This is a genomic window from Shewanella sp. (assembly GCF_047975355.1).
Classification (GTDB): domain Bacteria; phylum Pseudomonadota; class Gammaproteobacteria; order Enterobacterales; family Shewanellaceae; genus Shewanella.
Window position 1 is genome coordinate 207,805 of record NZ_JBKEDJ010000004.1, and the last position, 25,138, is coordinate 232,942.

The 25,138-nt window shown below is 46.8% G+C and carries 21 protein-coding genes; 7 read left to right on the top strand and 14 right to left on the bottom strand.

Features of this window, described 5'->3' with window-relative positions; genetic code table 11:
* Window positions 1–523: 523 nt before the first annotated feature.
* On the top strand, window positions 524–1,654 hold the full coding sequence (ampC, locus tag ACK5NH_RS02185; protein WP_416917649.1) for a class C beta-lactamase: 1,131 nt from the start codon (window positions 524–526) through the stop codon (window positions 1,652–1,654).
* Between the two features lie 338 nt (window positions 1,655–1,992).
* Entirely contained in the window at window positions 1,993–3,237 is a 1,245-nt protein-coding gene (gene emrD, locus ACK5NH_RS02190) for a multidrug efflux MFS transporter EmrD (RefSeq protein WP_416917601.1), read from the top strand.
* Window positions 3,238–3,293: 56 nt separating this feature from the next.
* Here the strand turns inward: emrD and pssA are convergent, their stop codons facing one another.
* The gene (gene pssA, locus ACK5NH_RS02195) at window positions 3,294–4,607 is read right to left on the bottom strand and encodes a CDP-diacylglycerol--serine O-phosphatidyltransferase (protein ID WP_416917602.1); all 1,314 of its coding nucleotides are present in this window, start codon (window positions 4,605–4,607) and stop codon (window positions 3,294–3,296) included.
* A gap of 11 nt (window positions 4,608–4,618) precedes the next feature.
* Window positions 4,619–4,951, bottom strand: a complete 333-nt coding sequence (locus ACK5NH_RS02200) for a DUF1904 domain-containing protein (protein ID WP_011622704.1) — start codon at window positions 4,949–4,951, stop codon at window positions 4,619–4,621.
* Between the two features lie 379 nt (window positions 4,952–5,330).
* Between ACK5NH_RS02200 and ACK5NH_RS02205 the strand changes: the two genes are divergently transcribed.
* Both ACK5NH_RS02205 and dacB read left to right on the top strand, forming a co-directional pair.
* Window positions 5,331–5,507, top strand: a complete 177-nt coding sequence (locus ACK5NH_RS02205; RefSeq protein WP_011622703.1) for a hypothetical protein — start codon at window positions 5,331–5,333, stop codon at window positions 5,505–5,507.
* Window positions 5,507–7,081 carry a D-alanyl-D-alanine carboxypeptidase/D-alanyl-D-alanine-endopeptidase gene (dacB, locus tag ACK5NH_RS02210; protein ID WP_416917603.1) on the top strand — a complete coding sequence of 525 codons (1,575 nt, stop codon included), beginning with the start codon at window positions 5,507–5,509 and terminating at the stop codon, window positions 7,079–7,081. Before ACK5NH_RS02205 ends, dacB begins: the two co-directional genes overlap by 1 nt.
* A 93-nt stretch (window positions 7,082–7,174) precedes the next feature.
* Here dacB and ACK5NH_RS02215 read toward each other — a convergent pair whose 3' ends face one another.
* The 10 genes from ACK5NH_RS02215 to aroA all read right to left on the bottom strand — a co-directional run bounded on the left by ACK5NH_RS02215 (window position 7,175) and on the right by aroA (window position 17,238).
* The gene (locus tag ACK5NH_RS02215; protein ID WP_416917604.1) at window positions 7,175–8,932 is read right to left on the bottom strand and encodes an acyl-CoA dehydrogenase family protein; all 1,758 of its coding nucleotides are present in this window, start codon (window positions 8,930–8,932) and stop codon (window positions 7,175–7,177) included.
* A gap of 217 nt (window positions 8,933–9,149) precedes the next feature.
* Window positions 9,150–9,692: a DUF2058 domain-containing protein gene (locus tag ACK5NH_RS02220; RefSeq protein WP_416917605.1), complete on the bottom strand. Its 543-nt coding sequence runs from the start codon at window positions 9,690–9,692 to the stop codon at window positions 9,150–9,152.
* A 59-nt stretch (window positions 9,693–9,751) separates the two neighbouring features.
* Window positions 9,752–10,579 (bottom strand): SDR family oxidoreductase, encoded by an 828-nt coding sequence (locus tag ACK5NH_RS02225; RefSeq protein ID WP_416917606.1) that lies wholly within the window; start codon window positions 10,577–10,579, stop codon window positions 9,752–9,754.
* Window positions 10,580–10,651: 72 nt separating this feature from the next.
* A complete protein-coding gene (gene pyrF, locus ACK5NH_RS02230; RefSeq protein WP_416917607.1) occupies window positions 10,652–11,347 on the bottom strand; it encodes an orotidine-5'-phosphate decarboxylase in 696 nt (231 codons plus the stop codon).
* A gap of 42 nt (window positions 11,348–11,389) precedes the next feature.
* Window positions 11,390–12,550, bottom strand: coding sequence for a lipopolysaccharide assembly protein LapB (gene lapB, locus ACK5NH_RS02235; protein WP_416917608.1), 1,161 nt, complete (start codon window positions 12,548–12,550; stop codon window positions 11,390–11,392).
* 1 nt (window position 12,551) lies between these two features.
* Window positions 12,552–12,827, bottom strand: coding sequence for a LapA family protein (locus ACK5NH_RS02240; RefSeq protein WP_416917609.1), 276 nt, complete (start codon window positions 12,825–12,827; stop codon window positions 12,552–12,554).
* A gap of 123 nt (window positions 12,828–12,950) precedes the next feature.
* On the bottom strand, window positions 12,951–13,238 hold the full coding sequence (ihfB, locus tag ACK5NH_RS02245; protein WP_011072380.1) for an integration host factor subunit beta: 288 nt from the start codon (window positions 13,236–13,238) through the stop codon (window positions 12,951–12,953).
* Window positions 13,239–13,311: 73 nt separating this feature from the next.
* Complete coding sequence (gene rpsA, locus ACK5NH_RS02250; protein WP_011622695.1) at window positions 13,312–14,979, bottom strand: 30S ribosomal protein S1; 1,668 nt, start codon at window positions 14,977–14,979, stop codon at window positions 13,312–13,314.
* Between the two features lie 102 nt (window positions 14,980–15,081).
* The gene (gene cmk, locus ACK5NH_RS02255) at window positions 15,082–15,774 is read right to left on the bottom strand and encodes a (d)CMP kinase (protein WP_011622694.1); all 693 of its coding nucleotides are present in this window, start codon (window positions 15,772–15,774) and stop codon (window positions 15,082–15,084) included.
* Window positions 15,775–15,957: 183 nt separating this feature from the next.
* Window positions 15,958–17,238, bottom strand: a complete 1,281-nt coding sequence (gene aroA / locus ACK5NH_RS02260; RefSeq protein WP_416917610.1) for a 3-phosphoshikimate 1-carboxyvinyltransferase — start codon at window positions 17,236–17,238, stop codon at window positions 15,958–15,960.
* A gap of 436 nt (window positions 17,239–17,674) precedes the next feature.
* Here aroA and ACK5NH_RS02265 point away from each other — a divergent pair, with 436 nt between their 5' ends.
* Window positions 17,675–18,865, top strand: coding sequence for an amino acid aminotransferase (locus ACK5NH_RS02265; RefSeq protein ID WP_416917611.1), 1,191 nt, complete (start codon window positions 17,675–17,677; stop codon window positions 18,863–18,865).
* Between the two features lie 209 nt (window positions 18,866–19,074).
* Here ACK5NH_RS02265 and serC read toward each other — a convergent pair whose 3' ends face one another.
* Window positions 19,075–20,166 (bottom strand): 3-phosphoserine/phosphohydroxythreonine transaminase, encoded by a 1,092-nt coding sequence (gene serC, locus ACK5NH_RS02270; protein WP_416917612.1) that lies wholly within the window; start codon window positions 20,164–20,166, stop codon window positions 19,075–19,077.
* A 105-nt stretch (window positions 20,167–20,271) separates the two neighbouring features.
* On the bottom strand, window positions 20,272–23,028 hold the full coding sequence (gene gyrA / locus ACK5NH_RS02275; protein ID WP_416917613.1) for a DNA gyrase subunit A: 2,757 nt from the start codon (window positions 23,026–23,028) through the stop codon (window positions 20,272–20,274).
* Between the two features lie 385 nt (window positions 23,029–23,413).
* On the opposite strand from gyrA, the gene ubiG reads away from it, so the two are divergent.
* Together ubiG and ACK5NH_RS02285 are read left to right on the top strand one after the other, a co-directional pair.
* A complete protein-coding gene (ubiG, locus tag ACK5NH_RS02280; RefSeq protein ID WP_416917614.1) occupies window positions 23,414–24,124 on the top strand; it encodes a bifunctional 2-polyprenyl-6-hydroxyphenol methylase/3-demethylubiquinol 3-O-methyltransferase UbiG in 711 nt (236 codons plus the stop codon).
* Window position 24,125: 1 nt separating this feature from the next.
* Window positions 24,126–24,800: an HAD family hydrolase gene (locus ACK5NH_RS02285; RefSeq protein WP_416917615.1), complete on the top strand. Its 675-nt coding sequence runs from the start codon at window positions 24,126–24,128 to the stop codon at window positions 24,798–24,800.
* The last annotated feature ends 338 nt before the right edge of the window (window positions 24,801–25,138 follow it).

A 25,138-nucleotide genomic window follows, 5' to 3' on the forward strand; every position in this document is an offset into this window, starting at 1 on the left:
AATAAAAAGCGGTACTTAGTATACACCACTTATGCATGTACTTGCGTGCGGTGGCGCAGTTTATCCTTTGGTTGTGTAAGGCGCAATTAGCCTAGTGTAAAAGTGCCAAAACTCTTATATTTTTCTTTTCAGTATTTTGAACGAAAATCAGTATTCAGATCTTCTTAACTAAGAGCATTTGTGCTGCTTTATATTACAGAAATGCAATTTAATCGGATCAAAAGCTCAGCATTACAACGTTGGCATCACAACCGCTTGTTCACCCTTTACTAAAATTTCGTCGTTAATCATGATCCTCTACTCAAATTAAATGGCAGAACGGGTCTAAATCATGCTAAACCTTTCATCACAATCGAGTTTTCAAACGGCGCCCATTATAACCCGTGCCGTTCAGTCATCCCATCATCGCGAAAGGAATTGTATGCCAGAGTCTCTTCAGCCAGCCGTAAAAACCGCGCGCTTTTTACGCTTATCGAATCCATCACCCCTTCTAGGTTTAGTGCTACTCACTGCGACGCCATTAATGGTCAATGCCGCATCAGAAACGCGCAATGCTGGAGACTTACAAACTAAGGAAATCCAATCCCTTGTCGATTCAGCAGTAAAGCCTTTAATGAAAGAATATGGGATCCCTGGTGCCATCATAGGGATCAGTATGAATGGGCAACAATATTTCTTTCCTTACGGCGTCAGCTCGAAAGCCACTAACCAAAAAGTCAACGAGAGTACCCTGTTTGAAATAGGCTCAATCAGTAAAACCTTTACCGCGACACTCGCAACCTATGCTCAAGTACAAGGTAAGCTCACGCTCACGGATAAGGTTAGCCAATATCTACCCGAATTAAGGGGCAGCCACTTTGATGAGATTAGCCTTATCAATCTAGCAACTCATACTGCGGGCAATTTGCCCATGCAAGTACCAGATGAAGTGACCAATAATGCTGAATTGATGCGTTATTTTAAAGAATGGCAACCCGCATATGCCGCAGGAACCCATCGTAATTATGCCAATCCCAGCATAGGTCTACTCGGTTTAATTACAGCAAAGCAGTTGGGGCAAAGCTTTCCTGCGGTCATGGAGCAAACCGTCTTCCCACAACTTGGCATGACTCACAGTTATCTTCAGGTGCCAACCAACAAAATGGCTGAATATGCCCAAGGTTACAATAAGCAAGACCAGCCAGTGCGCCTTAATCCAGGCGTATTGGCCGATGAGGCCTACGGCATAAAAACGTCCGCAGTCGATCTGCTGCGTTTTATTGAAACTAATATGCAACTGCACACAATTTCTAACGCGCTGCAGCAGGCCATCGATGCCACTCATATGGACTATTTTGATGTGGGCATGATGACGCAGGAACTGATTTGGGAACATTACCCCTATCCCATCGCCCTCGATAAGTTGCTTGCGGGACATACACAAGAAGTGGTGTTTGGTAGCATGCCAGTGACAGCCATTAAACCTCCACAAAAACCGCAGCCTGCGCAATGGGTAAATAAGACTGGCTCAACCGGCGGTTTTGCCGCCTATGTGGCTTATATTCCCGCAAAGAAACTGGCCATGGTGTTACTCAGCAATAAAAATTATCCCGTGCCCCCTCGGGTTACTGTGGGCTACCAAATATTAACCGGCTTAGAAACACTGCCAAACTGATCCACATTCTAGGTATTTATCCCTTTTTCTTGCGATAGTGTTCACAGTCCATATCGATGGAGAGCCAAGTTAGCTCTCCATCCTTATCTGTTGACATCAAAATACTGTCAATAAAAAGCTTGTGGCAATTAACTTTACCAGCGTTCAGTTATCAATAATCAAACTATATTAACCACTTAAAAACTAAGTGTAAGCTAAGTTTTACAACTATAAATTAATAAAAAACTTATCAATTTACTCAAAAAATATCCATGTGAATCAATATGATTGATACTTGAACTGAAACTTTTTGGGCGTAATATGCGCCTCACCGTTCAGCTTTGCTTTTTAATGGAATTATGATGTCAGACAAAATACCGTCTTTAATCTCACAAAAAGCGCCGGCACCCGCAGCAGGCAGCATCACTCGGTTACTCTTTATGCTGGTATTTATGGTGGCTTGTGGGCAGATGGCACAAACCATTTTTGTCCCCGCACTCCCCCTTATAGCCCAAGGCTTAGCCGTGAATGCCAGTAAATTGCAGGCCGTCATGGCTTGCTATCTGCTCGCCTACGGCCTATGTCAGTTTATCTATGGCCCGTTATCCGACCGAGTTGGGCGTAAAATTCCGCTGCTGATTGGCATTGGGATTTTTATCGTGGGTGCTTTTATGGCTGCTGGGGCCACAAGCTTTAGTCAATTGATTTTCGCGAGCTTACTACAAGGGATGGGTACCGCGAGTGCGGGCGCTTTATGCCGAAGTATTCCTAGGGATCATTACTTTGGTGATAACTTAGTAAAATTTAACAGTTACATATCTATGGCCGTGGTCTTTCTTCCCTTGGTCGCCCCCTTTTTAGGCAGCTTTGCTTCGGCTTACTTTGGTTGGCATGCCGTTTACTGGGTGCTATTTGGATTCGGCGTCTTTGTTTGGCTGCTCCTTTGCTTTGGTTTTAAGGAATCCTTACCAAAGGATAAGCGAGAGCAACAACCCATGTTGGCATCCTATCGCCATGTACTGCACCACCGCAGTTTTAGGGCCTATTTGCTTTCCCTTGTCGCGACTTTTGCAGGAATTGCCGCCTTCGAAGCCATCGCTGGCGTACTCTATGGCCAATATTTGCAACTCTCGCCTTTTATGGTGAGCTGTTATTTTGTGGCGCCCATCCCTGGCTATTTGCTCGGCGCACTAATTGCAGGCAGAAAAAAACAGCCACAACGGTCTGTTTTGCAAGGTGTTGCCTTACTGGGAACCGGTGCGCTGTTTATCTTGATCCCCGGTATATTTCAACAGGTCGTGGGCTGGAGTTTATTGATAGGCTCGATTCTGTTTTTCAGCGGCGCAGGTATGTTATTTCCGACATTAACCTCGGCGGCGCTAGAGCCGTTTCCGCGTCAAGCCGGCATTGCAGGAGCTCTGCTCGGTGGCTTGCAAAACTTTGGTGCGGGACTCGCTGCCTTAACCATGTCGCTCGTGCCAATGGGCGGCCAGTTAAGTATTGGTTTGCTCTGTGCGCTAATGGTGGTGTTAGTGATTGTCGCATTGCATTATGCAAGGGATCAAAATGATAGCCATCACACCCTGTTGCCACAAAATTCATAGCGGACAAATGACACCCAATAAAAAGCCCACATCAGTGGGCTTTTTATTGGGTGTCATTAGAGAATGCGTCTGAGCAGGAAGTCTGCTTTTAACCTTCTAATGCGATTCATAATCTTCTTCACTGGCTCAGGATAACTTTGCAAAGTATCCACCTGGCTGTAGTGATACAGCCTTTGCGTGTGTTCGAGGATATGGGTTTGCTCGTCCTCAAATTGCGCCTTCCAGCTACCGTTTTCATCGTGAATGAGTAAACCATTCTCTAAATCCAGTGCCCACGCCCTTGGATTTAAGTTTGAGCCTGTGATCAAATGCTTACGACCATCGGCACTGATCCCCTTGAGGTGATAGCTATTGATGCCGTGTTTCCACAGATGAATATTGAGCTGGCCATTATCGATTGCCCATTGCTGACGTTTCGCAAATTTACGCAACGATTGCTCATACAGATACGGCAAGGCACCAATGGTGGAGAAATCCTGCTCGGGCGGAATGTAAAAGTCATTCGCGGTTTTATCGCCAACCACTATGTCGATACGTTTACCTTTACGCAGATGTTTAGCTAAGGCTCGCACCAGAATATAGGGAGGATTAAAATAAGGCGTGCAGATAAACAGCCTGTCTTTTGACTCTTCCACCATGGCAATCACGGCTTTATTCAGCAGGTTATGCTTGCGACCTAATCCCAGCAAAGGGGTGACACGATTACCACTGCGGGTCGCGTTAAACTCGTACTGTGCCTGCGATAACCTGAGTTTAAAGCTGCGCACATCGGTTTTAGGTGGCAAGACTTCTTGCTGCGCATCTTGAGTGAGTGAGGCAACGGCAGGATCGGCAATGATATAACGCTGGATCATAGTGCGCATACTGCGCGCTAACTCTGCCGACTCAATCACATGGTAACGGTCGAAACGGTATTTATCGTTTTGCTGCAGATAGATGTTATTCAGGCTGGCACCGCTGTAAATCACAGCGTCATCGATCACAAAGCCCTTAAGGTGCAGTACGCCCATAAACTCGCGGGATTTTACCGGCACGCCCATAATGTCGATAGGATGCTCTGCCTCGGCCATGACCTTACGGTACATCAGATAGTTACCGCTATCGCCCTTGTGACCAATCAAGCCGCGTCTGGCACGGTGAAAATCGACCAAAATCTTGACATCTAACGCGGGGTTATTCGCCTTAGCCGTCATCAAGGCCTGTAAAACTTCGCGTCCCGCCTCATCGTCTTCAAGATAGAGTGCGGCGATATAAATGCTGTCCTTGGCATTTTCGATACGGGTAAGCAATTCTGCCTTAAATCGGCATGGCGTAAGCAACCACGTTAAAGCCTCGGGTTGAACGGCTATTCCACCAAGCTTATCTAGCAAGGCATCCTCCTTTAAACATGCTGACCACCCCGATAGGAAGCGCTTGGGGTCAGTGACAAAAACATCACAGCAATTTGGGTTAATTCTGGATAGGCTTCTGTCACTGCCAGCCTGATCGTTTGTTCTACTTTAAGATGGATATCAGGGTCGACCGGAAACCAAAGCAATTCGATTTGGACAAAGCGTTGATCAATTCTGCCATTACGGTAACTGATGCTCGGGATCCAATCTAATGTAAAACTCTCTGCATTACCTTTACATATAGCCGCCAAAGACTGCAGTAATGTTTGGCTAAGCTCTGCAACGACAGCCTGTGGTAAGCCGCGCATACTAATATGAGGCATGGTTTTAGTGGTTACCTAAGATCCTAAAATCGTAAGGGGTAGAAATTACCGACTTCACTGCGACTCGGCAAGACTTTTCGGCGAAAAGGACGTGGGATAGCGCCTATTTTGCTGGTAATTTGACCTGAAACGACTCATTGCCGATCCTAAGGGTTAAAATACAGCGATTTGTCTCATAAGGTGCAGATTAACATGCTGGTGTTAAAAGCTAACTAAATGCTTTTATTCTTTTTCCACTGAGCGAATTTGCTCATACGAAAAGCAGCATTAATAAAATGGTACGTGAGTCACAAAAAAGGGGTTATCCCGCGGTCGAGCCTGCCTGTCCATATTGTTTTAGCGTAAACTAAAACGTCATATGTCCCTATTACCAAACACCATGAACAAAAAAATCCTACTGACCCTCGCCCTCACCTTAGCCTTAGCTTGGGGAATTTTTCATTTTAAAGCACAACTCGGTTTACTCATTTTGCCCCTTTTTATCGGATTGGTTTTATTTGTCACTCTAAGGCTGTATCGTCTTATGGAAAAAGACGATGGTAGCAATGACCGCTAATGGAACAAATGAAATTCAGCACACTTATCGCGCGTATAACGCATAAGGTACACAAGGACAAGTCTCTATTATTCATTCGGCCCAACACTAAGGGGGTAATCCTAAGCTGTTTGGCAAGCATTCTGCTGTCAACCCAGGCTTATGCAGCAATCCATCCCCAGGATGAATCGCCCCTTGCCAAGCAAATCGCCGATATTGCCCCACGCCATTCACAAGTTGCGCTACTGGCCCGTGATTTAACCACGGATAAACTGTTATACAGTCAACAGGCCGACACCTTATTTATCCCCGCCAGCACTCAAAAGGTGCTTACCGCCGTCACTGCTATGGCGAGCCTTGGGCCTGATTTTCGTTATGTGACCGAGCTGTGGAGTGATGCACCCATTCGCCAAGGCCATATTGCGGGTAGTGTATATCTACGTTTTAGCGGCGATCCTACCCTCACCCAAGACGATCTAAAGGCTTTATTTGCTCACCTACAAAAACAAGGCATTAAAAGCATTGAGGGGCATTTATATCTTATTGGGGATAAACAAGAGCAATTACAAGCACCTGGTTGGGTATGGGACGACCTCGGTATTTGTTTTGCAGCGCCAGTGTCGAGTTATATCATCAACCAAAACTGTGTTTATGGGCAGTTTGCCCCAAGCTCGGCCAAGCATGCTTCTGAGGTCAAATTAAGGGCATCCAGTTTTGGGGTGAAAGTCAGTAGTGATGCTATATTCTCCCCAAAAGCTGGCCATGATTTTTGCCAGCTCGATTTGGTGCGCCTTGGCCAGAATCAATATCATCTACGGGGTTGCTATCCTGGAAGTGAAGCAATACCACTGGCGATTGCCATTAGCGATCCCGAAAAATTTGCCATGGACACCCTAATAGCGACTCTCAAGGGCGAAATGTCACTCTCGGGCAAGGTTAAAATGGGTAACGCCATCCCTGCCAAGGCTAAACTTATTGCCAGTCATAGCAGCGATCCCTTGCCAGAGTTGTTAAAAACCATGCTACTGAAGTCGGATAATCTTATCGCCGACAGCCTGTTTAAACGCGTAGGACAAAGCTATTACAAAACCCAAGGCAGCTTTACCAATGGTGCAGCGGCCATGCGCCATATCCTTACCGATCTGAGGATTGACTTAACCAATGCCAATATCGTCGATGGCTCAGGGCTTTCTCGTTATAACCTATTGAGCGCGAAACAATTAGCCGATGTTCTGGCACTGCTCTATCGAGATGCTCGCTTTCATAGCCTGGTCGACAGTTTGCCCGAGGCTGGTGTCAGCGGCACGCTGCAATATCGCTTGGGATACACTAAACCACCGCTGAAACATCTGGTGTTTGCCAAGACGGGCTCGATGCAGGGTGTTGCCAATTTAGCCGGCTTTATGCGTTTAGCGCAGCAACGGGATATCCTATTTGTGGTACTTGAAAATGGCATTGGTCCCGAAACTAAAAAACAGCGCAAACCCGCCTTTAGCGCCGATTTTTTAACTCTGCTGTTGAACTTTATCGAGTCACAAACTCAAACCAGCCAAACAATAACTACAGAGCTGAACACAGTTAAATTGACTGACTAAAACAAAAACCTTCAAAAAATAAAAGAAAAAGCACTGAATTATCAGTGCTTTTTTTATTACTTGAATCCTAACTTTCAATATGATTAATCAACATTAGAACAGTTCCGCAGGCATCGCCATTGTGCTCGTATCACCCGCACGAACTTGCGCTAAGTGATAGTCCGCTTTAGGCAGCAGTTTGTCGAAATAGAATTTCGCTAGGTAGGATTTCTGCTCGGCAAAATACTTATCTTCAGCATCCACGGCTTTATCTAACATGGCTAACCAATAGAAACCATAGAGGGTATAACCAAAGGCATCCAAAAAGTCGACGGCACTGGCGTTGATAAGCGCTGGCTGAGCGACTTTGTGTTCATTTACTGACTCAGCGACAATGACTAAGGCATCTAAACGGGCACAAACGGCGGCCACTTTCACGGCGTCTACCTGAGTAAATTCACGCATTTGCGCCTTTAAGTCGGCAACAAATTCTTTTAGGGTCCCCAGGTTATCGCCAGTGACTTTACGGCCTAGGAAGTCAATCGCTTGGATACCGTTTGTGCCTTCGTAAATCTGAGCAATTCGGGTATCGCGAACCAGCTGCTCTATACCAGTTTCGCGAATATAGCCATGACCACCAAATACTTGCTGTGCCATGATAGTGGCATCTAAACCACGGTCGGTTAAAAACGCTTTAGCCACGGGAGTTAACAAGCCCACATAACGTGCGGCCTTGGCTTTAACTTCATCCTCGGCATATTTTGCCAAATCGAGTTGTTTACCCGTAAATACCGAGAGTGCGCGCCCCGCTTCCGTCATCGCTCTGATCGTCAGCAGCATACGACGCACGTCACCATGCACAATAATCGGATCGGAGTCGCTGCCAGTCGGCGAACCACCGGCGGCGACGCCTTGATTACGCTCTTTAGCATAATCCGCAGCCATTTGGTAAGCGGCCTGCGCACTGCCAAGCCCTTGAATACCAATGGCTAAGCGTTCGTAGTTCATCATAGTGAACATACACACTAGACCACGATTTGGTTCACCAATCAGGTAACCCTTGGCTTCATCAAAGTTCATCACGCAGGTTGCAGAGCCCTTAAGTCCCATCTTATGTTCGATTGAACCGACACTCACACCGTTCGCTTGACCTAAACTGCCATCGGTATTCACCGTGGTTTGAGGCACTAGGAACAGTGAAATACCTTTGCTTTCAGGAAGCTTTGCCAGCACTAAGTGAATGACGTTCTCGGTCAAATCATGATCGCCACCCGTGATAAAGATTTTGCTGCCGCTAATGGCATAACTGCCGTCATCCTGTGGGATAGCACGGGTACGGATATTACGTAGATCTGAGCCAGCCTGAGGTTCAGTCATGTCCATCGCCCCTGCCCATTCCCCGCTGTAGAGTTTCGGCAAATAGGTTTCTTTAATCTCTTCACTGCCGTGGGCATTAATACACAATGCCGCCCCCGCCGTGAGTGAACCATACAGAGTGAATGCATTACAGGCGCTGTAAGCCATTTCATCGACTAACACCCCCAGCATTTTCGGCATGCCCATACCGCCAAACTCGGGTTCACCACACAGGCCCACCCAGCCGCCTTGGGAATATTGATCGTAAACGGCTTTATAACCATCAGGGGTAATCACTCGATTATCCTGATGAAGAACGCCTTGCTCGTCGCCTGCACGGTTAAGCGGATGGATTAATTCAGCACTGATTTTCGCGGCTTCTTCGAGAATCGCGCCGGCCGTATCCATATCGACCATTTCAGCAATATCAGGGAGTTGTGCCCAAGTATTTGGCGCATCAAAAACCTGTTCCAATAAGAAACGCATATCCGCTAACGGAGCTTGGTAAGGATTCATGGGTAGACTCTTAAACGTAGGATTTAAACAGTTGTTTTAATTTATACCAGTTCTATACAGAAAACAATCTCATTACAAATTCACTTTGCAACTCAGAACCAGCAAAACCGTTAATGTTAAATACGGGCAATAAAAAACCCTTAAGTTGCCTTAAGGGTTTTAGTGTAGCCAGAGATAAGCGATGTGTCGTCGGCTTAGCTCACGATTAACGCATTGATTACCACATTAAATCGTCTGGGATCGCATAATCAGCATAGGGGTCATCTTCGACCTCTACCGCCTTCCCTTCGTCCTGTTGCCATAGATAACCGCACCATTGTGGCACCAAGAGATTAACGCGCTCGGCCAATTTATGGGGGACTAGATAGCTCTTATCTTCGTATCGAACAATCCCTAATAGACCTTTTAGCAGTTCTGATTGGATCTTTTCATCGATATAGACTGAATAGATTTTATTATCGAGGGTATAGTTAAACTTCACCTCGGTATGGCTTGGGATCTTAATCGCAAATTGAGTGAATTCACTCACTAAGCCACGCACTTGCCCACGGGCCGTCGCTTCTGCAAAACGCTGTTCGTTCAATGCCTTATCTTTCTCTGCCTGCAATCGTTTTTGTTCGGCAATCTCATGCTTCAATGCGCTTGAACCATCGTCAACTCGCGCCTTTTTATCGCGACGTTTTTGCGTTTTCACATCACGCACTTTTTGTTTACTGGCAAGCCCTGCCTTAAGCAGTTGCTCTTGTAATGCATTCGCCATGGATTTTCACCCGATTTCTCTATCAAATAAATTAGTTACAATATTTAAGTTTTGCGCTATCACTGCAGACCCTTTTGCGCCAACTCGCTTAACCCCGTCATCGCAATACTAGCTCCACCGAGCGACCAGCCACCATCAACAGGAAGTACAGCTCCCGTAATGTACGAGGCTAACTCAGAGCCTAAAAACATCGCGGCATTGGCAATATCCAGCCCTTCACCATTGCGTTTAAAGGGGACTGATTGTGCCACCTGTTGTTGCAGCGCAGCACTCGGCGCTAAACGGTTAAAGCCTTCAGTACCAGCAATAGGGCCAGGAATAATGGAATTAATTCGGATCCCTTCACAGCCCCATTCAATCGCCAGTGTCCGTGTAAGCATGTCCACACCCGCTTTAGCGGCGCACACATGGGCTTGCATTGGCATAGCTATCGATGCCTGCGGCGCCGAGATTTGAATAATATTCCCTTGGGGGCGACGCAGTAAAGGATAAGCCGTCTTTAACACTTGAAAACTGCCCAGCAGGTCAATGTCCATCACGGCCTTAAAGCCATTAGCAGAGAGTTTTGCAGCAATTGCAGGAAAGTTACCCGCCGCGCCACTTACCAATACATCAATAAAGCCAAATTCGGCGGCGATAGTGTCAAAGCCCTGTTCAACCGCAGCCAAATCCCTGACATCAAAACTCACTCCGAGGTGGATACCATCTGGATTTGACTGTTTGAGCTGCAACACGGCGGCATCAATCTTGTCTTGGCTGCGACTCGCTACCGCCACATTCGCGCCAGCCTGCGCAAAGGCGTTGGCTATCGCGAGATTAATTCCACTCGTACCACCGACAACGACAACATTCTTACCTTGATAATTAAACATCGTAGTATTCAGCATGGGCATTCTCCGTGAACGGTCAAATTAACGTGCGAACAAGTGCTTAAACCGCAATGGCTTCCATCATGTTTCTCAAGCTAAAGATTGATGAATCGCCTGCAGCGCAGCCAAAGGGTCGGCGGCCTTAGTGATTGGTCGACCGATAACTAAATAATCAGAACCTGCAGCCAACGCCTCAGGTGGCGTCATTACGCGGTGTTGGTCACCCACTTCACTGCCCACCGGGCGAATACCTGGGGTGATAAGTTTAAAGTCTTGGCCTAAGAGTGACTTAAGTACGCTTGCCTCTTGAGCCGAACAGACCACACCGTCAAGCCCTGCTTGCTTGGTCAGTTTTGCGAGACGTTGTACATGCTCAAATGCAGGAACATCGATACCGATAAGCTTTAAATCGTCATCGCTCATTGAGGTTAGTACTGTCACGGCAATCAGTATAGGCGCATCGTTACCATAGGGCAGCAACGCCTTTTTCGCGGCTTCCATCATGGCCAAGCCACCGCTAGCATGCACGTTTGTCATCCACACGCCAAGTTCTGCTGCGGCAGCTACCGCTTTGGCGACAGTATTAGGAATATCGTGAAACTTTAAGTCGAGGAAAAGATCGAAACCACGGTCGTGGATGTCTTTGACCAATTGGGGGCCAAACAGAGTAAACATTTCTTTGCCCACCTTGAGGCGGCACATGTTGGGATCGAGCTGTTCTATCAGTTGTAAGGCGTGGTTTTTATTATCGTAATCAAGCGCTACGAGGATAGGTTTAGTCGTCATCATCTCTCCAACAGGGTTACACTAACAGGGTATTTCTAAAGGTTATTCACCGTCTAAGCCACGGATCCGTTTAATGGTGCCCCATTTTTTGCAAGAGGGGCAATGCCAATAAAGCGTGTGGGATGGGAAACCGCATTCTTTGCAGCGGTAGCTTGGACGGAATTTAATTTGTTGTTCAACAAGTTGCTCAAGCATAGTTAAACTTTGCTTGGCTTGCCCTTCTTCTGCTTGACGCAGATGCATCTGCATTAAGTGCTGGAATCCCTTCATGGTGGGATGGCGGTACAGGGCATCCAACACCATGTTTTCAGCAGCTTTTATCTCATCGAGACTAATCATATGCTGAGCCAGCGCTACCACCACGGATGCGCCCGCCCCTTCGGCCATCGCGCCCGCTAATAATTCTTGATAGCCCTCTTTATCTTGGGTATCACGATATACTTGTTTCGCCGTCGGTAAGGCATCGGCGAAGAGTTCTATGTCAGCCTTTTTCAGTGCCATCAGCATAGATTTACACTGGTTATAATCCTTGGTATCGAGAAATTTTTTCGCAAGTGTGAGTAAGGCTCGGCCGCACTTAGGATCTTGTTTTAAGGCTTGTTGTAGTAACTTGATCTTGTCAGCATCGTCGCTGGTTTCATCCGCAAGCTGGCAATAAAAATGGGCAATAATCGGTTTAAGTGCCAGCTGACGCTTACGGCTTAAACGTTTGGTGATATCGATGGCCTTTTGCCATTCCTTAATCACCTGATAAATGGCAATCAGCTGAGTTTCAGACTCTTCACTGTGGTCATCTTGACTCACTAAATTCAGAAAAATCTCTTCCGCGCGGTCGTAAAACCCTGCTGCAAGGTAATCTTTACCCAGCTCCATCATAGCCATATCGCGCTGTTCATTAGTGAGCGTTGGACGGGCGATTAAGTTTTGATGGATACGAATGGAACGGTCGACTTCACCACGTTTACGGAATAAAGAGCCGAGGGAAAGATGGGTATCGATGGTTTCATCGTCCACATCAAGCATACTGATAAACAAGTCGACCGCTTTATCCGACTCGTTAGACAACAGGAAATTCAAGCCAGTGAAATAATCACGACTTAATTGCTTACGCTGATTACTCTGATTTTGCCTTATGCTCCGCCGCCCCATATACCAACCGTATCCGGCAGCAATTGGGAGCAGCAGGAAGAGGATCTCAAGCATATTAGGCGTCTACACCTTGAGGAGTTTTAGCTGTTTGGACCGTTAATTTCTTTCTGGTCGCCACTAAAGCCAATCTCAATTTGACAATATAATAGCTGGCTACAAGCCAACTGAGCATAAAGCCTGCAAAGAAAACCACGGCTAAGACTACGGGTAAACGGTACTCACCCTGAGCCACAAAGTAGCTGATCGTCACTACTTGTTCATTACGCGCACCAAAAATCAATGCCACGATAAATAACAGTGCCACAAGGACTGTCACTACAAAAGATTTCACGTCGCACTCCCTTAAACGCCTTTCAATTTTCTGATTATCCAAGAAATTTACTGAGCTGACCAGCTTTGCCTTGCATTAGATATAAAAAAGCCCCCTTACGGAGGCTTTTTGTAATGCGGTCAATTATACATTAACTGCGTCAACGCGTTCGCGCAGTTCTTTGCCTGGCTTAAAGTGCGGGACGTATTTGCCTTCCAATTCAACTGATGAACCAGTCTTTGGATTACGGCCAGTACGCGGTGCACGATAATGAAGCGAGAAACTACCAAAGCCACGGATCTCAATACGATCACCGCTTTCTAATGTTGTAGCCATTTGCTCCAGCATTTCTTTGATTGCGCCTTCAACCTCTTTCGCCGACAGCTGCGACTGCCTGGTGGCGAGTTTTTCGATCAGTTCGGATTTTGTCATCCTAGCTATCCCCTATTATCAAGCCAAACACAGTCACCTAATGGGGAGAAAAAACTCCCCATACAACAGGCGATTATTTGCGAGCTGCTTTAAACGCTTCAGCCATTGCATTACTAATAACAGCGTCTTCTTGTTTATTCAAGGTCGCCATTACTTCTTTTTCTTCAGCTTCGTCTTTCGCTTTGATTGACAGGCTGATAGAACGGTTCTTACGGTCAACACCCATGAACTTAGCTTCGATAGCGTCACCTACTGAGTAAACAGTAGATGCATCTTCGATGCGCTCACGGCTGATGTCAGCTACACGGATGTAACCTTCAACAGTGTCAGCTAGTTCAACAGTCACACCTTTAGCGTCAACAGCAGAAACAGTACCGTTTACGATAGTACCTTTCTTCTTGTCAGCTAAGTAAGCGTTGAATGGATCGTCTTCAGTTTGTTTAACGCCTAAGCTGATGCGCTCGCGCTCTGGGTCAACAGACAGAACCACTGCGTGGATTTCGTCGCCTTTCTTGTACTCAGATACTGCGTCTTCGCCAGTGCCGTTCCAAGAAATGTCAGACAGGTGAACTAAACCATCGATACCGCCGTCAAGACCGATGAAGATACCGAAGTCAGTGATTGACTTGATCTTACCAGAAACCTTGTCGCCTTTGTTGTAACGAGTTGCGAAGTCATCCCATGGGTTGGTCTTACATTGCTTCAGACCTAGAGAAATACGACGACGCTCTTCATCGATGTCCAGAACCAGAACTTCAACTTCGTCACCTAAGTTAACCACTTTAGATGGGTGAATGTTCTTGTTAGTCCAATCCATTTCAGAAACGTGAACTAAACCTTCAACGCCTTCTTCGATTTCAACGAAACAGCCGTAGTCAGTCAGGTTAGTTACGCGACCAGTTAACTTAGTGTTTTCTGGGTAGCGCTTGCTGATTTCTAACCATGGATCTTCGCCAAGTTGTTTCAGACCTAGAGACACACGAGTGCGCTCACGATCGTACTTCAGAACTTTAACGTTGATTTCGTCACCAACGTTTACGATTTCAGATGGGTGCTTAACGCGTTTCCATGCCATATCAGTGATATGTAACAGACCGTCAACGCCACCTAAATCTACGAATGCACCGTAGTCAGTCAGGTTCTTAACGATACCTTTAACTGCTTGACCTTCTTGCAGGTTTTCTAACAGTGCATCACGCTCAGCGCTGCTTTCTGATTCGATAACTGCACGACGAGAAACAACTACGTTGTTACGCTTCTGGTCTAGTTTGATAACTTTGAATTCTAATTCTTTGTACTCTAAGTGAGCGGTGTCGCGAACTGGGCGCACGTCAACTAGAGAACCTGGTAAGAAGGCACGGATACCGTTTAATTCAACAGTGAAACCGCCTTTCACTTTACCATTGATGATACCGATTACAGTTTCAGCATCTTCGTAAGCTTTTTCCAGAACGATCCAAGCTTCGTGACGTTTCGCTTTTTCGCGAGACAGTTGTGTCTCACCGAAGCCGTCTTCAACAGAGTCAAGAGCTACGTCAACTTCATCACCAACAGCGATTTCTAAAACGCCTTGAGCGTTTTTGAATTGTTCAGCTGGGATTGGGCTTTCAGACTTCAGACCTGCATCAACCAGAACCATACCGTTTTCGATAGCAACTACAGTACCACGAACGATAGAGCCTGGACGGAATTCCAGAGTTTGAAGGGATTGTTCAAATAGATCAGCAAAAGATTCAGTCATGTTTAAGTTACTTTAATGTAATAAACCACAGTCAATCCTAGACGTGGAGTCAGTCAAATTATCCGTATCATCCTTAATACGAATACCTATCCAAACAATAACTTAGTTAGTGTTGGATAATTTTTGGTTGATGTAGTTGAGCGCAAGCTCAAGTACTTCATCAATACCTTTATCGCTAGTATCGATAACGAGCGCATCCTCGGCAGGGACCAAAGGGGCCACTGGACGATTCATATCGCGGTCGTCACGCTCGATAATTTCAGCTAAAAGGCGCTCGATATTAACATCGAAGCCCTTGTCCTGCAACTGATTATAGCGTCTTTGAGCCCGCTCCTCTGCAGAAGCAGTTAAATATAATTTAGCCGATGCCGTTGGGAAAACAACCGTGCCCATGTCGCGGCCATCGGCGATTAATCCAGGTGCCGTTCTAAAGGCACGTTGACGACGTAATAAGGCTTCCCGCACACGGGGAAATGCCGCCACTTTAGAGGCCGCATTTGAGCATTCTTGAGTACGTATCGCAGTAGTGACGTCTTCACCTTCTAAGATCACTTGAACTGGGTCTTTCTCATTGCCGGTTAAAAATTTCACATCAAGGTGCGCAGCAAGGAGTGTGATGGATTCTTCATTTTCCAGTTCTACATCGTGGTGAATTGCAGCTAACGCAAGCACTCGGTAAATAGCACCACTATCAAGCAGTTGCCATCCGAGATGCTTAGCCAACAATTGGCTAATTGTCCCTTTACCAGCACCACTTGGGCCGTCGATTGTGACTACAGGAGCCCGTTCAGACATACATTCCTCCGCAAAAAATAATCATCATCCGTGAGTTCTTAACTAGAGCCCCGAAAATGAGCGCGCCGCATTGTACAATACTATACAAATAAAATCCGTGGATTTTTTATGAAGTTTAGAAGCCGCTCAAATGCGGCTTCATCATCTTGATATGACCCAAAGTCAGTCTATTACAGGAAGCGGTTAGGCTTTGAGACTGGCAAATTGGGCAAAATAGTCTGGGAAGGTTTTCGAGGTGCAATCGGGATCATTGATTGTGATCCCGCAATCGGCAAAGGCCATCATGGAGAAGCACATTGCCATGCGGTGGTCGTTATAGGTGTCAATCTCTGCGGTATTGAGCACTACTGGCGGGGTGATTTGAATATAATCGTGGCCCTCTTCCACTAACGCGCCCACTTTACGTAGCTCGGTGGCCATCGCCGCTAATCGGTCGGTCTCTTTAATGCGCCAGTTATAGATGTTGCGGATGGTGGTCGTGCCCTTAGCAAACAAGGCCGCAGTGGCAATGGTCATCGCCGCATCGGGAATATGGTTCATGTCTAAATCAACCGCGGTTAACGGCGCGCCACGCGCAATAATGTAATCATCGCCCCACTCAATATCGGCGCCCATTTTTTCCAGCACATCGGCAAATTTCACATCGCCCTGAATGCTTAAACGGCCAACGCCAGTGACTTTCACCTCACCGCCTTTAATCGCTCCCGCCGCTAAAAAGTAAGATGCAGAAGAGGCATCCCCTTCCACTAACACTTTACCCGGTGACACATACTGCTGTCCGGCTGGGATCTCAAAGCGGGCATAGTCATGGTTAATCACCTGAACGCCAAACTGTGCCATCAGCGCTAAGGTAATGTCGATATAGGGCTTTGAAACCAGTTCACCTTTGACATGAATATTCACACTGCCCTTAGCGAGGGGCGCAACCATTAACAGCGCCGTTAAGAACTGGCTAGACAGATCGCCGGCAATTTCCACATCGCCACCGTTAAGACCGGTTGCATTGATGGTCAGTGGTGGAAATCCTTCATTCTTAAGGTACACAATATTAGCGCCCAATTGTTTTAAAGCATCGACCAAGTCACCAATGGGACGCTCTTCCATGCGGGGCTCGCCCGTTAAGGTAAATTCGCCACGACCTAAGGTGAGCGCAGCGCACAATGGACGCATTGCCGTTCCCGCATTGCCTAAAAACAGCGTTTGCGCGGTATCTGATGAAATCACGCCGTCTAAGCCAGTCAGTTCACAGACAGTATTATTTTGCGATAAGCGGTATTCGACGCCCAACTGCTTTAAAGACGCCAACATATGACGAATATCATCGGAATCGAGCAAATTGGTTAGCGTGGTGGTGCCTTTGGCTAAGGTCGCTAATAATAACGCGCGGTTAGAAATACTTTTTGAGCCCGGAATGTTGATCTCACCGCGGACTTGCACAACAGGTTCAAGACGTAATTGCTTCATGAATAAATCTTCTTTCTCTTAGTGCGTAACCATCGACGGCACGCGGATTGAAAATAGGCAAAATGGCAACCTCACGCTACATAGCGTCAAGTTAAGATTACAAATTAAAGGAGATTGGGGACCTTGTTGGTGCTTCGTCGTTATAAAATTACCGATAGTGACGCAGGATTCAACCGTTTTTTGCTAAAAAACGGCTTTTTAAACCGGAAAATTACTCAAGTCAGTCTAAAAATAACAAAAATACAAAATATCAGCGGTGAAATTGTGATCTAAAGCGTTTTTTGGCAGGCTTTTTTGCCAGATTAATTGGCCATAGTTTACAGTTTTTGCTTTAAATTTTTCATCTATCCACGCTATTCTAGGTTTCAAACGATAAATCACGCATATTCTTTGCAATTCATGTTGTCGCAATATAACCAAAAAGGTAGATGGAGCCATGTTTAACTCACTCGTCGCAATGCCTGCGGATCCTATCCTCGGCTTATTAACCCAGTACCGCGAAGACTCACATCCTCAAAAAGTCGACTTAGGTGTGGGCGTGTATAAAGATCCCGCGGGAAACACTCCAATCCTTAATTGCGTGAAAAAAGCCGAAAAATTCCGTTTAGAAACCGAGACAACTAAGGTTTACATAGGCCCAACCGGTTCGCCTCAGTTTAATACCCTGATCACAGAATTAGCCTTTGGCAGAGATCACAGCGCGATTATCGCCAACCGTATCCGCACTGTATCCACACCTGGTGGTACAGGCGCGTTGCGTGTTGCCGGTGACTTTATTAAGCGCTGCAATCCTAATGCGGTGCTCTGGGTAAGCGATCCCACCTGGGCGAACCACACAGGCTTGTTTGAAGCGGCAGGCATTACCGTTAAAACCTACCCTTACTATGATTACGACACTAAATCATTAAAGTTTGATGAGATGCTCAGCGCACTTACTCAAATTGGCCCGAACGATGTGGTACTATTCCACGCCTGTTGCCATAACCCGAGCGGGATGGATTTAACCACTGAGCAATGGGATAAAGTGGTTGCCCTCACCAAGGAGCAAGGTTTTACCCCACTTATCGACATGGCTTACCAAGGTTTTGGTGATGGTGTCGATATCGATGCCTATGGCGTGCGTAAAATGGCCGCCGCTGTCGATAATATGATCCTGTGTAGCTCTTGCTCGAAAAACTTTGGTCTGTACCGTGAGCGTATCGGTTCTTGCTCTGTGGTTGCAAAGGATGCGAACACGGCAAACATCGCGCACTCTGTACTGCTTTATGTGGTTCGCTGCCTCTACTCAATGCCGCCAGCCCACGGCGCGGCAATTGTCGAAACCATTCTCGGTTCGGCAGAATTAAAGCAAGAGTGGTTAAATGAGCTCAAAGTGATGCGCGACCGCATCAATGGTAACCGCGCGATTTTAGTCGAAAAACTCAAAGCCAATGGCGTTGAGCGTGACTTTGGCTTTATCGCTCGCCAAAAAGGTATGTTCTCCTTCCTAGGGGTTAATCCTGAGCAAGTGGCACGCCTGCAGAAAGAATTCAGCATCTATATGGTGGGTTCGAGCCGCATTAGCATTGCAGGCATTAGCGAAGACAATGTGGATTACTTAGCCAAATCGATTGCCAAAGTGCTGTAGGCAAGGCTGCTAAGATGAAAGCGCCTAAGTAACCAGCTTTCGCTTAGTTCATGCTTTGACTTAAGCCCTCAGCTTTTATGCAACCAATAAAAAAACGAATGCCAAGGTATTCGTTTTTTGTTCTAGCTTTTACGCTGTTAAAACTAACTTTAAACCGCGTGTATCAATCAGTTAGCTAAAGCAAGCAAGTTAAACTCCGTTCACTAGGCTTAGCTATGCTTAGCCGCAAACTCGTTCATAAAGGTCACCAGAGCGGTAACACCTTCCAATGGCATCGCATTATAAAGACTTGCACGCATACCACCGACGATTCGGTGCCCTTTTAAGGCCACTAAACCCGCCGCTTCGGCCTCTTTTAAGAAGGCACCATCAAGGGATTCATCAGCCAGTTGGAAAGTTACGTTCATTTGTGAGCGGTTTGCCGCGACGACACCATTTTTATAGAAAGGATTGGCGTCGATACAGGCATACAGCATTTGCGCTTTTTGCTGATTAATCTTAGCGATACTGGCCACACCACCTAAGGATTTGAGCCAAGCAAACACTTCGGCCGCTAAGTACCAGGCAAATGTTGGTGGCGTATTGAACATAGAATCATGCTCCACCGCTAAACGGTAATCCATGATGGATGATTGAGTTAAACTCGGCAGTTTCAACATATCATCACGCACAATCACGATGGATAAGCCAGAAGGACCAATGTTCTTCTGCGCACCGGCATAGATTAAGCCGTAACGGCTTACATCGATTTCACGCGACATAATGGTTGACGATAAATCGGCAACAATCGGCCATGGACTGTCTAACTCATCAAAAATTTCGATACCATCAACTGTCTCATTTGGGCAGTAGTGCACATAACGGTAATCGGCATCAATCTTATGCAGATCAGGCAGCACTACTGTATTGAGTCCATTATGTTTTTCAACAATGTTAAGGCTATCAATTTGCGCATCGCCCGCCAGCTTTTGTGCTTCGGCCAATGCCGCAGAAGACCATTGACCACTGACTAAATACAGGGCTCGGCCTTGGTTGCCTAAAAAATTATTCACAACGGCAGAGAACTGACCGCGACCACCGCCGTGCATAAATAGCACATGATAGTTCTGTGGAATGTGCATCAGCTCGCGTAAATCCGCCTCAGCTTGCTTGGTCAGCGCGATAAATTCTTTACCTCTGTGGCTGACTTCCATCACGGAGACACCTAGCCCATTCCAATCGAGTAATTCCTGTTGTGCTTTTTTCATTACCGCTGCGGGTAACATTGCAGGACCTGCACAGAAATTATAAATCGCGTTCACTGCCACTCTCCTTATTTACAAACCATGATATTAGAATTCATAAAATAAAACGTTGCCATGAAAAAAACGAGCGTCCAATTGGACGCTCGTTTTCATACTCTCGAATTAGTCTTCGTCTTGCTCGTCGTCAAGCTCTTCGTCTTCATCTAATTCTTCTTCCAGTTCATCCTCTAAAGGCTCTTCATGAACAGAGTCACCTTCAGCGACAACAGGGACGATTGGCATACCGTTTTCATCCAGCTCGACTTCATCTTCGTCGCCTTGGATCTCATCGATACGTTGCAGACCAACCACTTTCTCATCACTTGCAGTACGGATAATGGTCACACCTTGGGTGTTACGGCCGATGATTGACACACCGTTCGCCGGCGTACGCACTAAGGTGCCTTTGTCGCTGATCAGCATGATTTCGTCATTGCCGCCAACTTGTACCGCGCCAACAACCGCTCCGTTACGCTCACTCACCTTGATAGATACCACACCTTTGGTTGCGCGGCTCTTAGATGGGTATTCAGACAGTTCAGTACGTTTACCATAGCCGTTTTCGGTCACGGTTAAGATAGCGCCATCGCCCTTAGGTACGATGAGAGACACCACTTTTTGACCTTCTTCAAGCTTGATACCGCGAACACCGGTCGCGCCGCGACCCATTGGACGCACACCCTTGAAGTTGATTTGTGGGTTGCCTTCTTCATCCAGTACTGGGTTGCCGTTTTCATCGAGTACGGCCACTTCTTCGCCTTCTTTAAAGCGAACCACTTTACCTTCGTTCGAGAACAGCATGATCTCATCATCACCGTTGGTGATATCGACACCGATCAGTTGGTCACCGTCTTTCAGGTTCACGGCGATAATGCCGTTAGCACGTGGGTTGCTGTAAGCTGTCAGCGCAGTTTTCTTCACGGTACCGTTAGAGGTCGCCATGATAATGTACTTATCTTCTGCGTATTCACGCACTGGTAGAATCGCAGTAATGCGTTCGCCATCGGACAGCGGCAGTAAGTTAACAATCGGACGACCACGGGAAGTACGGCTCGCAAGCGGTAATTGATAGACCTTGAGCCAGTACATCTTACCGAAATCTGAGAAGCACAGAATGGTATCGTGGGTGTTGGCAACCAGCAGTTTTTCAACGAAATCTTCGTCTTTCACTTTAGTTGCGGCTTTACCCTTACCACCACGGCGCTGGGCTTGATAATCGCTCAGCGGTTGGTACTTGGCGTAACCTAAGTGTGACAGGGTCACAACCACGTCTTCTTCGTTGATTAAGTCTTCAAGACTCATATCAATTTCATTGGCGTTGATGACAGTACGGCGAGCATCACCGTATTCAGCAAGAATTTCTTCTAGCTCTTCTTTGATGACTTCCATCAAACGCTCAGGGCTACGCAGAATAAACAGCAGTCCTGCGATAAACTCGAGCAGCTCTTCGTATTCGGCGATGATCTTATCGTGCTCAAGACCGGTTAAACGGTGTAAACGCAGCTCTAGAATCGCCTGAGCCTGTTGCTCAGTCAGATAATATAAGCCATCACGAATACCGAATTCTGGCTCTAACCATTCAGGACGCGCTGCATCGTCACCCGCTTTTTCAAGCATGCCTTGAACGTGGCCTAATTCCCAACCTTGCTCAACCAATTTCACTTTCGCGTCAGCTGGGGTTGGTGAAGCTTTGATCAGCGCAATAATCGGGTCGATATTGGCCAGCGCTACCGCTAATGCCTCAAGAATATGGGCGCGTTCGCGCGCTTTACGCAGTTCGAATACAGTGCGGCGTGTTACTACTTCACGGCGGTGCAGAATAAAGCATTCGAGCATTTCTTTTAAGTTGAACAACTTAGGCTGACCATTGGTCAATGCCACCATGTTGATACCAAAAGAACATTGCATTTGTGTCTGGGCATAGAGGTTGTTCAGGACAACTTCGCCCACTTCACCGCGTTTGATTTCGATAACGATGCGCATACCGTCTTTGTCAGACTCATCGCGCAGACCGCTAATGCCCTCAATCTTCTTATCTTTAACTAACTCAGCGATTTTCTCGATGAGTTTCGCCTTGTTCACTTGATAAGGAATTTCGGTAACGATAATACGTTCACGACCGTTGTCTTCGGTTTCGACTTCGGCAAGAGCGCGCATTACTGCACGGCCACGGCCCGTCTTGTATGCATCGATAATGCCTTTACGGCCATTGATAATCGCTGCGGTTGGGAAATCTGGGCCAGGAATATGTTCCATCAGCTGTTCGATAGACAGCGCAGGATCGGCGATAAGCGCTAAACAGCCCTTCACAACTTCAGTTAAGTTATGGGGCGGAATGTTTGTCGCCATACCGACCGCAATACCCGATGAACCGTTGATTAACAGGTTAGGTACACGGGTTGGCAACACCGCAGGAATTTGTTCTGTACCATCATAGTTAGGCACATAGTCAACGGTTTCTTTTTCAAGATCGGCGAGGAGCTGGTGCGCTAACTTGTCCATACGGATTTCGGTATAACGCATTGCCGCTGCGGAGTCGCCGTCAACCGAACCGAAGTTTCCTTGACCATCGACTAAGGTGTAACGCAGAGAGAAAGGCTGAGCCATACGAACGATAGTATCGTAAACCGCCGAATCACCATGGGGGTGATATTTACCGATCACGTCACCGACCACACGGGCAGACTTTTTGTACGGCTTGTTCCAATCGTTCTTCAATTCACTCATGGCAAACAGCACGCGGCGATGTACAGGCTTAAGGCCATCACGCACGTCTGGTAATGCACGTCCCACGATGACGCTCATTGCGTAATCAAGGTACGAATTCTTTAGTTCGTCTTCGATATTAATTGGCGAAATAGATGATGCCAGATCAGTCATAAACTGCTCGTTCCCCTGAAAATTAGCCGACAACGCATAATCCGTATCATTGAGCGGCCCAAAAACGTGATTTGGCATTCTAACACAGTTATTTAATGTCGCCAGACCTATCCTACGTGAATTGCGAAGGATGTGGCTTAATAGATGAAAACACTGTCAATTTGGCCTATTAAACCCAATAAAATCCGTCGTTAACGGCTAAATTGATGCCAAGACTTGATTAATCTCTGAGCAGAAAAATCCGCATAGCATCACAAAGTGTCGAAGAATTAATGATAATTGCTGAAATTTCACTCAACCACAAAGACTTAGATCCGCGCAATACTGTGTTTATGCCCCATTGTCGTTATAATAGCCGCACAATACAGCCGCTATAGGTAATAGCATGCAACAGAATACCAACGTAGACCCGCAGGAAATCGCAAAGTTTGAACGTATGGCCGAAACCTGGTGGGATCTGAACGGCGAGTTTAAGCCGCTGCATCTATTAAATCCCCTGCGCCTTAACTATATCGATCAAACGGCGGGCGGGATTTTTGGTAAAAAAGTACTCGACGTCGGCTGCGGCGGCGGTATTTTATCCGAAAGCATGGCGCGTATCGGCGCGGTCGTTGACGGCCTCGATATGGGTGAAGAACCATTAGAAGTCGCGCGTTTACATGCACTGGAAACCGGTGTGAGCATTAATTATGTCAAAAACACTGCCGAGGCCCATCGAGAAGATCACCGCGAATACTACGATGTGGTGACTTGTATGGAGATGCTCGAGCATGTGCCAGATCCACAATCGGTCATTCAAGCTTGCTGCGATATGGTTAAACCCGGCGGTTTTGTATTTTTCTCTACCATTAACCGCAACATTAAGTCCTTTGTCGAGACCATTATCGGCGCCGAGTATCTATTAAAGATGCTACCGATTGGCACCCATGATCATAATAAATTTATTAAGCCTTCAGAGTTAATAGCCTTAGTCGATAACACCGATCTTCTCTGTAAAGATGCACTTGGGATCACCTATAACCCACTGACGGGGATCTTCAAGTACACACCAAAGGTCGATGTTAACTATATGATTGCGACGCAAAAGGTAGATTAAGATGAGCTTAGCTGAGGTTAAAGGGGTCTTATTCGACCTTGACGGTACCCTTGCCGATACCGCGCCGGATCTGGTTCAGGCCCTTAACCTCAGTTTGTCTGATGTCGGTATCACGGCAAAACCCCTCGCAGATATGCGTAGCGCCGCCTCCCATGGCAGCTTTGCCTTAGTCGATGCCGCCATTCCGGGCGCGGATGACGCACTGCGCACCCAAGTGCAGCAGGGACTCCTCGCACACTATCAGCGGATTAATGGCGACCATTGTCAGTTGTTTGAAGGTATCGCCCCACTGCTCGATTGGCTCGAATTATGCCGCATACCGTTTGGGGTGATCACCAATAAACCCGCCCGCTTTACTCGCCCTCTGTTGCATAAGCTTAAGCTCACCTCGCGTATGCCTGTGATGATCAGTGGCGATTCGACTCGTTACCCTAAGCCCCATACCGCACCTATGCTACTCGGCGCCCAGCAATTGCAATGCCAGCCACAGCAAATCCTCTATTTAGGGGATGCCGAGCGGGATTTACTGGCGGCCCAAGCGGCGGGCATGCTCGGCGGTGTGGCGCTGTGGGGATACTTAGGTGAGGCTGATACACCCGATGCATGGCCATCCTATGCGCAGTTTACTTCGCCTTCAAATTTACATTCGGCATTAAGCCAAGCATTAACCAAATAAATGTTACTGTTTGGCCAACGATAAAAGCTCATATTCAGCAAATCGTCCGATAATGGAATTCATGCTAAGGGTCAATCCCTGCGATCGCGATCGCTGCTTATTGTAGCGATCGATCACACTGTGATATTTGGGCAAAAAACCGCCATGGAAGACGCACGCTAATCTCAATTTGAGCTTCAGGGTTAGTCATCACTAACGCTTTTCCTTATCCTCAAGATATCCACAAGATACCCCCTGAATTGAGACTTGCAAATAGCGGCAAACCTCACTATCTTGTATCTCAGATTATTTAAAACACCATATCTTGTGTATAGGTAGCAATCAGACACACTAGAAGT